This window comes from Sorangium sp. So ce448 (assembly GCF_051520915.1).
Taxonomy (GTDB): domain Bacteria; phylum Myxococcota_A; class Polyangia; order Polyangiales; family Polyangiaceae; genus Sorangium; species Sorangium cellulosum_B.
On record NZ_CP150343.1, the window covers coordinates 7,786,782 to 7,797,514 of the forward strand.

At 70.8% G+C, this 10,733-nt stretch carries 6 protein-coding genes; all 6 read left to right on the forward strand.

Features of this window, described 5'->3' with window-relative positions:
* Positions 1–13 precede the first annotated feature (13 nt).
* The 6 genes from WMF45_RS29385 (at position 14) to WMF45_RS29410 (ending at position 10,686) form a co-directional block, all read left to right on the forward strand.
* Entirely contained in the window at positions 14–364 is a 351-nt protein-coding gene (locus WMF45_RS29385; RefSeq protein WP_437719596.1) for a BON domain-containing protein, read from the forward strand.
* A gap of 909 nt (positions 365–1,273) precedes the next feature.
* Positions 1,274–4,747, forward strand: a complete 3,474-nt coding sequence (locus tag WMF45_RS29390; RefSeq protein WP_437708085.1) for a kelch repeat-containing protein — start codon at positions 1,274–1,276, stop codon at positions 4,745–4,747.
* A gap of 178 nt (positions 4,748–4,925) precedes the next feature.
* Positions 4,926–6,206 carry a radical SAM protein gene (locus WMF45_RS29395; RefSeq protein ID WP_437708087.1) on the forward strand — a complete coding sequence of 427 codons (1,281 nt, stop codon included), beginning with the start codon at positions 4,926–4,928 and terminating at the stop codon, positions 6,204–6,206.
* The gene (locus tag WMF45_RS29400) at positions 6,203–7,168 is read left to right on the forward strand and encodes a hypothetical protein (protein ID WP_437708089.1); all 966 of its coding nucleotides are present in this window, start codon (positions 6,203–6,205) and stop codon (positions 7,166–7,168) included. The genes WMF45_RS29395 and WMF45_RS29400 overlap by 4 nt, the downstream gene beginning before the upstream one ends.
* 251 nt (positions 7,169–7,419) lie before the next feature.
* A complete protein-coding gene (locus WMF45_RS29405; protein ID WP_437708091.1) occupies positions 7,420–8,289 on the forward strand; it encodes a glycine zipper family protein in 870 nt (289 codons plus the stop codon).
* 183 nt (positions 8,290–8,472) lie between these two features.
* Complete coding sequence (locus tag WMF45_RS29410; RefSeq protein WP_437708093.1) at positions 8,473–10,686, forward strand: hypothetical protein; 2,214 nt, start codon at positions 8,473–8,475, stop codon at positions 10,684–10,686.
* Positions 10,687–10,733: the final 47 nt, after the last annotated feature.

The following is a 10,733-nucleotide window of genomic DNA, read 5'->3' on the forward strand; positions in this document are numbered from 1 at the left end:
CTCGGACGAGCGGATCCGCGAGGATATCTGCGACCAGATCTCCGATCAGCCGGACCTCGACGCGAGCGACGTCGAGGTGAAGGTGCAGAGCGGCGAGGTCATCCTCTCCGGGACCGTCCGCGAGCGTCGCTTCAAGCACCAGCTGGAGGCGCTCGCCGAGCGGATCTCGGGCGTGGTCGACGTGCGGAACGAGATCCGGCTCCACCGCGAGCAGCAGGGCGAGGCGAGGACGAGCACGGGGTCGTCATCGAGCGAGCGCGCCGCCGCGAGCACGAGCGGCGTCACGGCGGGCTCCGCGACCTCCATCGGCGCGACGTCACCCCCGGAGACGAAGAACAACGAGTCGCGCCGGAACGCCTCCTGAGATCCGGCGTGAATGGCCCAGGTGGGCGGGCCGCCGCGCGGCGGTCGATCGCGGGCCGAGCGCGTGGCACACGTGGCGGCGGGAGCCGCCGCGGCCACGCCTGGAGCGACAAACGGGTTGAAGCCGCACGCAAACAGCGAGAAGTCGGGACGCCAGAAGACGCCAAGATGCCAACAGACGCCAGAATTTCGTTGTCCTCTTGGCGTCTTTAGACGTCTTTTGGCGTCTCATTCTTGTGGTTGCCAGTCCGATCGGCGTTCTAGCCACCGCAGCCGCCGTGGGTGTCCTCTCCGCCGCCGCCTGCATTGCCCCCACCGCCTTCGTTGCCTCCACCGCTCCCGTCGCTCTGATCACTGCAGCTGACCACCCACAACCCGGTTGGCCCGTCCCAAGTGGCACTCACGGTGCCGCACTCGCGCTTGTACTTGCACGGCCCCACGCTGTAAGGCACTGCAGTCCGTTCCATTCTCAGGCTCTAGAGCGGTTTTCAGCTGAGCCTGGTACGAACGTCACAGAGCGGAGGTCACCCGCACAGGAGACGGGTCCAGATCGGCGTTTTCGGCGCGGAAGCGCACTCCGGTGCGCTGAGCACCGAAAACGTCGAGATGGGCCCGTATCCGAAGCGGGTGACCGCCGCTCTGGACTGGGACACGCGGTGCAGTGCTCGACCCACACGCCGTCGGTGCAGGTGACGCTGCAGGGGGAGCAGGCGTAGTCGCAAAGCTCGCCCTCGTTTGCGCAGCGCGCCCCCGGCGGCGCGCCCCCTCGGCGGCGGCGGCTCCACCTCCTCGGGCGCTGGCGGCGACGGCGCTGGCTCGCCGCCCGCCGTGCCGCTCCAGGAGCGCGTCCTCCACGCCCTGAATCTTCGCGCCACCGCGCGCAACAGAAGGCGGCGGAGGCCATCGGGACATGAGATCGATCGGAAGGCTCGGGAGCGCCGCTGCCTGGGGGTTCGTGACACTGTGCGCGGGCGTCGCGTCGGCGGCCACCGCGCCGTCCTGGGAGAGCGTGCCGCCGATGATCACCCCACGGGGCGAGCATACGGCCACGGTGCTGAAGGACGGCAGGGTGCTCGTCGCGGGTGGATACCCGGAGCTGGACGAACCGCCCTACACGACGAGAGAGGCGATGAGCCTCAAGGCAGTCGAGATCTACGACCCGGCGACCAGGACGTGGTCGCCCGCGGCGCCGCTCCTCCAGGCCCGCAGCGGACACGCGGCCATCCTTCTGCCAGACGGCCATGTCCTCGTGGCCGGCGGCAAGATGAGGAACGCAGCGGCGCTCGGAACGTTCCTGCCTTCGGCCGAGATCTACGACCCGATGACCGACACCTGGACGCCCGCAGGGCCGCTGTCGATACCCCACCCCGCGCCCTCGATGATGCTCGCCGGCGGCAGGCCGGTGCTCGTCGGCCTGGGCTGGGACTTTGCGGATCGCAACATGGATGGCACGGCCGAGCTGCGTTATTACATGAATTCGGCCATCTATAACCCGGAGTCGCGCGGCTGGGCGGAATTGCCGTTCTGCCAATCCGTGGACCGGTACATAGGGTACGGGCCCAGTCCCGTGAGCGCAACGCTGCTCCAGGACGGCCGGGTCATGGTGACAGGAGCCGGCTGCAGCCTCTATGATCTGGAGACCCGGATCTGGACCTGGGAGAACGGGGCCGTGAGGCCGACGACCGAGCACGAGGCCCCCAGCGCGACGACGCTCCCGGGTGGCGGGGTCCTGGTCCTGGGAGGCATTTACGCCGGTTCGGGCCCGGCTGATCCTGCCTTCTCGCAGGTCTATTTCCCCCAGGACGATCGATGGGCGCCGACCTCCGGGTCGTATGCTCCGGCCTCGACGCCGTGCCCTGCGGGCGGCTGGGGTATCAAGGGAATGCGCACATCGCTGCTCCCGAGCGGAAAGGTGCTGCTCACGGGAGGTGTGGAGCCCTGTTTGGCGCAGGGGACGAGAGACCCCATCTTTCCCTTCCACGCGATCCGGGCGCTCTTCGACGAGGCGCCCCTCTCCTGGTCGAGGCTCGAGCTGGAGCCGCCCGAAACCATGGCGCGCGCCCGCCATTCCTCCACGCGGCTCAACGACGGCAGCGTGCTGATCGCCGGCGGCTACGTCGACGCGTCGACCGCGACGGCATCGGCCGTGCTCTTCCGCGAGCGCTCGCAGCTCGGCGCGGCCTGCGAGACGGACAGCGACTGCGGGAGCGGCTCCTGCGCGGACGCGGTCTGCTGCGACGCGGCCTGCGCCGGGCCCTGCGACGCCTGCGCGGCCGCCTCGGGCGCGTCGCAGGACGGCGCCTGCACCCCCCTCACCGGCGTCGCCTGCGACGACACGGACGCGTGTGTCGTCGGGGGTGTTTGCGAGGCTGGCGCGTGCGTCGACGGCGCGCCCGCGCTGGACGGGACCCCGTGCAGCGACGGCGACGTGTGCTCCGCGGCGAGCGCTTGCGAGGGCGGGGCCTGCGTGGGGTCGAGCCTCGCGGTGTGCCTGCCCGTCGATGACTGTCATGAAGCGCCGGTGTGCGACCCCGCGGCCGGGTGCGCGGCGCCCGCGTCCGCGAAGCCGGACGGTGCGCCCTGCGACTTCGCCGGTTCCGCCGAGGGTTGGGAGGTGACGGGGCGGGTGGGCGTCCTCCTCAACCTGCCTGCGGCCACGCTGCTCCAGGATGGGACGCTGCTCATGGTCGGATACGGCGAGACAGGCAATCCGCCGCGGTGGAACGATGTCTGGCTCCGCTACGACCCGAGCACGGGCTCGTGGCAGCCCCCCGAGAAGTTGAACGCGGCGAGGCGCCCGATGAGGCTCGTATCGCTTCCTGACGGGAGGGCCCTGGGGATCGCCGATGGCGCGCTCCGGCGCCCCTCGCAGACGGTGCGATTCGACCCTGCGACGGGCGTGTGGACGCCGGCCGCGCCCACCCTCCTGTCGCGCTATATGGCCGACGCGACGGTCACGCCGCTCGCGGACGGCCGGGTGCTCGTCGCCAGCGGCGACGGCAACGTCGACGGCGGCGGAGAAAAGGTCGAGATCTACGACTCCGTCACGGACACGTGGATCCTGGCGGCGCCCATGAACGTCCCGCGAAGCAACGCCACGGCGACGTTACTGCAGGACGGCAGGGTCCTCGTCACCGGCGGTGACAGGCAATCCCAGGAGGTGAGCGCGGAGATCTACGACGCGGCGACCAACACGTGGACACGCGTCGCCTCGATGCAGTGGATGCGCCGCCGTCACGCGGCAACGCTGCTTCTGGACGGCCGGGTGCTCGTCGTCGGGGGACGGGTAGGAAACACCGGAGCCAACATGAAGACGGCCGAGATCTACGATCCGGCGAGCGACACGTGGACTCCGACCGGAGAGATGGTCGAGCCACGGGACTCCCCCCGCGCGGCGCTGCTCCCCGACGGCAGGGTCCTGGTGATGGGCCTCCCGTCCCCATCCAGAGCCACGGACGGTGCCTTCACGGCCGAGATCTACGACCCGGCCAGCGACACCTGGACGCTCGCGCCGGCGCTGCACGTGAGGGATCAGAGCGCCGTGATGGAGCGGCTCCACGACGGCCGCATCCTGATCGCCGGCGGCGGTACGAGCTATCAACGTCTCGACAATGCGTGGCTCTATGTCCCAGCGCAGCCGGCGTCGCCCGGGATGTGCCAGAGCGGCGCCTGCGTGCCGGGCGGAGGCGGGAGCGAGAGCGCTGGCGCGGGGGGCGGCAGCGACGGCGCCGGCGGCGGCATCACGGGCGAAGGCGGCGGGGCCGTGAGCGGCAGCGGCGGTGCAGGCGGCACGGCCACAGACGGCCATGGCGGAGGCGGCGACGCCAGCGGCGGCGGCGGCGCCAGCAACGGCGTAGGCGGCGACACCAGCGGTGGTATCGGGGGCGGTGCCAGCAGCGGTGTCGGTGGTCATCCGGACGGCGGCGGCGATGCCAGCAGTGGTATCGGTGGCAGCGCCGGCAGCGGCATCGGCGGCGACGCCAGCGCCGGCGTGGGTGGCAATCCAGGCGCGGGCGGCGGCGACGTTGGCAGTGGCACCGGTGGCAACCCGGGCGGCGGAACCAGCGGCGGGGGCGACGGGGGCGCTGGCGGCGAAGGGGGCGCTGGCGGCACGGCCACAGGAGGCCAAGGCGGTGACACCAGCCATCAAGGAGGCGCCACATCCACCACGACCAGCGGCGGCGGCGATGACCCCACGACAACCGGCGCCGGCGCGACGGGCACGCAGAGCAGCGGCGGAGGTGAGCTCCCGAGCGCATCAGGGGGCTGCGCCTGCCGCACGGCGACTGGCCCTCAGGAGACACCGGCCTGGCTGCTCGCCCTCGGGGCGCTCGTCGCCGCGCGGCTGCGCCGGCGCCTCGTAAGGCCCCGCCGCACCGCCTGAGCTCTCGAGAGCACGTGCGCCCATCGCACCGTGGCTCGTCCCCACTCCCGCGGATCATTTCGTCCTCGCAAGAGCCACGCGCATGGCGATGGCCGACCTCGGGCGTGCGCCCGCAGCGCCGTGAGCCTCGCGTCCGCCCCCTCGCGTCCGGTTGACTCGACTCGGTGACTCATCGACCATGTCGTCCATGGTCCCCTTCGTTGCCTTCATTCCGCTGTCGAACTGGCTGCGGGGCTTCGATCGCTACGGGATGCGTTACTCGAAGGCGTTGATCCGCGAATCGACCTTCCCCGACGCTTTCTACATGCTGAAGGAAGACGAGCCCTTTGCGCCCGGGCTCGAGAAGGCGCGGAGGCTCGTGACGAGGCTCGGGCGGCCGGAGGATCGCGTCGTGGCGCTGCGGGCGCGGCTCCCCGTCGGGCCCGACGCGATGCGCCCGAACGACGTGACGGGCACGGGCATCGGCTGGCGCTGGCCGTCGAGCGAGATCCCCTTGAGCGGCGTGGCGTGGGTCGATGCGCATGGCGCCCTCGCGCCCACCCGCCACGAGGAGATCACCGCGGAGGCCTTTCGCCTGGAGGACGCCGGCCTCGTCGACTGGGCGAAATGCCGACCGCGGAGCATCTCGGTGCTGCCCATCGCGAATGCCTGTCAGGCGCGTTGCGCATTCTGCTTCTCGAAGGCGAGCGTCTCGGATCTCGCGCGCCAGCAGAGCGCCACGCTGGAGCGCTACCTCGACTGGGCGAAGCGCGCGAAGGAGCGCGGCGCCGAGCGCGCCGTCATCACCGGCGGCGGCGAGCCGACGTTGCTCGAACCCGAACGGCTCCGCGCGCTCGTTCATGGCCTGTCCGATCTCTTCCCGAAGACCCTCCTCATCACGAACGGCGCGCGCCTCGACCTCGCGCAGGTCGAACTGCTCCGGGGCGCAGGGCTCACCACCCTCGCGGTGAGCCGGCACGGCGTGACGCGCGAAGACGATGCGCGCATCATGGGGATCGAGGTCGACTCCGGCGCGCTGGGGAGCGCCCCGGGCCTCCGCACGCGGGCCATCTGCGTGCTCCAGCGCGGCGCCGTCGACGACGCCGCGAAGGTGCGCGCCTACCTCGAACGGAGCGCCGGAGAGGGGTTTCAGGAGGTGTGCTTCAAGGAGCTCTACATCTCGAGCCTCTCGGAGAACCCGTGGGCGCCGAGCGCGGCCAACCGGTATTGCGAGGCAAACCAGGTCCCTCTCTCTCTCGTGCTCCACACGCTCGCGGAGCTCGGCTTCGAGCGATGCGCGGAGCTCCCGTGGGGGAGCCCGGTCTTCGAAGGAACCATGAGAGGCCGCGTGCTCCGCGTGGCCGCCTACACCGAGCCATCGGTCGGCTGGGAACGGACACATGGCCTCGTCCGCTCGTGGAACGTGATGGCCGACGGGTCCTGCCTCGCCTCCCTGGAAGATCCGAGCTCCACGTTATGAAACACGAAGCGTTCCTCGCGCGCCGCGCCGAGCTCAGGGCCACGCGCCCTTCGCTCGTCGATCTCTCCGAGCTCAACGTTTACCGGAGCCTCGCGCGTCTCTTCCCGGCCATCGCGCCCTCGACCCACCCGGAGGCGCCGTATCGCTGTCACCTCGCGGAGCGGTTCCTCGCGCACCTCGAGCTCCCGCAGGCGCTCAAGCCGCGCACGCAGGTCAGCCACGGTATCCGTCGCTCGCTCCGCGCGTTGTTCGAGCTCCTCGCGAAGCGGGACGCGAGCGTCGGTATCCCCGCCGACGTCTACCCTGTCTATCAGCAGCTCGCGGCCGAGGCAGGTGCGACCCTCGTCCCGTGGAATGCGCGCCTCGGGTTACCCGCGCTCGACGGGCTCGACGCGGTGTTGATCTGCGAGCCCCTGAAGCCGTGGGGCTCGCACCTGTCGCCGCTCGAAGCGGCCCAGCTCCGGCGCTGGGCCCGCGCGGACGAGCGGCGGATGCTGATCCTCGATTCGGCCTATGCGACGCCGCCGACGGAGCAGGCACGGGCGCTGCTCGACGACGAGAGCGCGATCCTCCTCGTCTCGCTGTCGAAGGGCTGGCTGATGCCGGATCACGCGGGGCTCTGCGTCGTGCCCGAGCGTTTCCAGAAGGAGGCGCGGGACGCCTTCGCGAAGCTGCCGAAGGACGAGCCGCGGGTCCGCATCGGGTACGCGGCGCTCACCGAACATGCCTCGCGCCCGCGGGAGGTCGGCGCGATCGTGAGCGACCGCGCGCGCAGGCTCGACGCGCTGACGAGCGCGAGGCCCGATCTGAAAGCTTCCCGGTGCACCGGTTACTTCGCGATCTCGGCGAGGTCGTTCGGGGAACTGCTCGAGCTCGGGATCCTCGGCGTGCCGGCGCCGGTCTTCGGCGGGCCCGAGAACCTCAGCGTGCTCTCGAGCCTCGAAAGCCAGGAAACTCGCTGAGCCACGGCGCTCGGTGAATGGATACTTGTTGAGTCGGCGTCACCTTTCCTTGAGGACCGGATCGCATCCTGGTTGTGCGATCCCGGCAGCCGCCCTGTAGGGCGGCTCGCGACATGCGCCTTTCCATGCCTGTCAAGTCTTTTCGGCCGCACGCCGGGCGACCGAATTTGGCCCCATCCCTCCCCTCCTTGTGATCCTATCGGCGACCCTGGTCGCGGGCGCCGCATCCTGCGCCCTGCTCGCGTTTGCCTATGGCCGAGGTGCTCGCCGCATCGCTCGCGTTCCCTGCCGTGATCTTCACGGTCGCGCTCGCGCTCGCGCTCATCTACTGGCTGTTCGTCCTCCTGGGCGCGGTCGATCTCGACCTGCTCGGCGGCGCGCACGGCCACGCTGCCCCCGACCTCGGCGGGATCGAAGGCGCAGCGAAGGGCGCCCTCGAAGGTGCCGCCAAGGGCTCCCTCGAAGGCGCCGTCAAGGGCTCGCTCGAGAGCGCTGCCACGGGCACGGCGGACGGGGTCGACGGCGCGGAAGACGCCGGCTCGCTCCTCGCCGCGCTCCAGCTCCACCGCGTGCCGGCGACCGTGTCGCTCACGCTGATCGCGGCGTTCGGATGGTTCACGAGCGCCCTGTCGACGGTGCTCCTCGAGCCGCTCTGGCTCGGCTGGGGGCTGCCTGGCTGGACGCTCGGCGTCGCGGTGCTCGCCGGCTCGCTCGTCGCGGCCGTGCTCTCGACCTCCCTCGCGGTGCGGCCGCTCGGCCCGCTGTTCGTGACCCGGCACGGCCAGTCGAAGAAGGATCTCGTGGGCCGCATGTGCGTCATCTCCACCGGGCGCGTCGACGAGCGCTTCGGTCAGGCGACGATCGACGAGGGCGGGGCGAGCCACATCCTCGACGTCCGGTGCGACACGCCCGGCGCGCTCCGCCGGGGCGACCGCGCGCTGCTCGTGAGCTGGGACCCGGACCGAGAGATCTTCAGCGTCGAGCCGCTCGACGCCCTCCTCGGCCCTCCCCCTCCCCTGGCCGAGCGGGGTGCGTCCCGCGTGGAAGCACGCCCCGCCGGCGTCGAGGAGGACGACGCGCCCGCGGCGCGCGCAGCGGACGAGCGGCAGCGCCGCGGCTGAACGCCGGCGCGGGCGCCGCCGCCGAACGCCGCTGTCGGGCGGGCGGTTTCGTGTACGCTCGTCCCCTAGGGGGCATCATTCGGCCCCCGACCCGGCTTTGAGCGGGCCTGGCCGTCCGACCCTCACCGACGTGAACGCGGGGGCCGGCGCCCTCCCCTCCACCGAAACGCGAAGGAGCTCCGCGTGCCCCCTGTGACCGTCCCCTTAATCATCGTCCTCGTCGGCGTCCTCGCCTTCGTCGCCCTCGGGATGCTGGTGATGTACGCCAAGTTCTACCGCCAGGTGGATCAGGGCAAGGCGCTGATCATCAACACGAGAGGTCAAGACCCCATCGTCACCTTCACCGGGACGCTGGTGCTGCCGATCATCCACCGCGCCGAGTACATGGATATCTCGGTCAAGACGATCGAGATCGACCGGCGCGGCAAGGAAGGCCTCATCTGCAAGGACAACATCCGAGCGGACATCAAGGTCACCTTCTTCGTGCAGGTGAACAAGACGCAGGACGACGTGCGCACCGTCGCGCGGACCATCGGCTGCGTCCGCGCGTCGAACCCGGAGACGCTCGAGCAGCTCTTCGCCGCGAAGTTCTCCGAGGCGCTCAAGACGGTCGGCAAGCGCCTGAACTTCGAGGACCTCTACAAGGAGCGGCAGAAGTTCAAGGACGACATCATCGACGTCATCGGCAAGGACCTGAGCGGGTTCGTGCTGGCCGACGCGGCGATCGACTACCTGGAGCAGACGCCCATCGAGCTGCTCGACAAGGACAACATCATGGATGCCGAGGGCATCCGGAAGATCACCGAGCTCACGGTCGCGCAGAACGTGCTGACGAACGAGCTCCGCCAGAAGGAGCGGATGGAGATCGGCAGCCAGAACCTGAACTCCGACGAGGCCATTTTCCGCTTCGAGCAGCGCCGGGCCGAGGCCGAGGCGAAGAAGGCGAAGGAGATCGCGGTGGCGCAGGCGCGCGAGCAGAACGAGGCCGCGCGCATCGTGAGCGACGAGCGCAAGAAGACGGTGCTCCTCCAGGAGAAGAACGACGAGGAGGCCTTCGTCGCCCGCGAGGCGAAGGAGCGCGGCGTCTCGGTCGCCCAGAAGAACAAGGAGCGGGAGGTCGCGGTCGAGACCGAGCGCGTCGAGAAGGCGCGTCAGCTCGAGATCGTGAGCCGCGAGCGCGACGTGACGCTCCAGCAGATCGCGCGCGAGAAGGAGCTCGAGCTCCAGAGGAAGGACATCGCCGACGTGGTCCGGGCGCGGATCGCCGTCGACAAGACGGTGGCCGAGGAGGAGGAGCGCATCAAGGACGTGCGCGCGGTGGCCGAGGCGACGCGCCTCAAGGACGTGACGCGCATCAACGCGGAGGCCGAGGCGCAGGAGCAGCTCGTCAAGCAGCTCAAGGGCGCGGAGGCGAGCGAGGAGGCCGCGAAGTTCCGGGCGCGCGAGAAGCTCATCACGGCCGACGCCGAGCTCGAGGTGAGCGACAAGGCCGCGCGCGCGAAGATCCGCCTCGCCGAGGGCCTGCAGGCCGAGTCCGCGGCCGAGGGGCTGGCGCGCATCCGGGTGAAGGAGGCCGACGCGCAGGCGATCGAGAAGCAGGGGTTCGCCGAGGCGCGCGTGACGCTCGAGAAGATGAACGCCGCCGCCGCCGGCGAGGAGAAGCAGGGCCTCGCGCGGGTGATGGTCAAGGAGGCCGAGGCGATGGCGATCGAGAAGCAGGGGCGCGCCGAGGCGACGGTCGCGAAGGAGCGGCTCCTGGCCGAGGCGGCGGGCATCGAGCAGAAGGGGCTCGCGGCCGCGCGGACGCGCGAGGCCGAGGCGCTCGCCCTGGAGAAGACGGGCCTCGCCGAGGCGACCGCGATCAAGCAGCGGCTCCTGGCCGAGGCCGCCGGCACGGCGGAGAAGGCGGCGGCGATGAAGGCGCTCGACGGCGTCGGGCGCGAGCACGAGGAGTTCCGCCTCCGGCTCGAGAAGGAGCGGGCGGTGGAGCTCGAGTCGCTGCGCATCCGGGCCGAGATCGCCAAGGCCCAGGCCGAGATCCTGCACGGGGCGTTCGAGCACGCGAAGATCAACATCGTCGGCGGCGACGGGGCGTTCTTCGATCGCTTCGTCAAGGCGGTCACCCTGGGCCAGTCGGTCGACGGGCTTGTCGACCAGAGCGCGACGGTGCGCGCCCTGGCCGGCGACTACCTGAACGGCAACGCGAGCGTCACGGAGGACCTGAAGCAGCTCGTCGCGCCCGGGGGAAAGCCCTCGGACGGCACGCTGTCCGGGCTCCTGACATCGCTCTTGCCGAGCGCCGACGCCGACGGGAAGAAGAAGATCGAGGCGCTCGCCCAGAAGGCACGTGAGCTCGGCATCGACGAGCTCGTGAAGCTGCGCACCCCGCGCGCCTGAGCGGCGCTCTCCCGCTTCGGAGACGGGCCCACCTCGACGTTTTCGGT

Coding starts and splice junctions, on each gene's coding strand:
- WMF45_RS29405 (WP_437708091.1), top strand. CDS start 7,420: ATGGCCGAGGTGCTCGCCGCATCGCTCGCGTTCCCTGCCGTGATCTTC.
- WMF45_RS29400 (WP_437708089.1), top strand. CDS start 6,203: ATGAAACACGAAGCGTTCCTCGCGCGCCGCGCCGAGCTCAGGGCCACG.
- WMF45_RS29395 (WP_437708087.1), top strand. CDS start 4,926: ATGTCGTCCATGGTCCCCTTCGTTGCCTTCATTCCGCTGTCGAACTGG.
- WMF45_RS29390 (WP_437708085.1), top strand. CDS start 1,274: ATGAGATCGATCGGAAGGCTCGGGAGCGCCGCTGCCTGGGGGTTCGTG.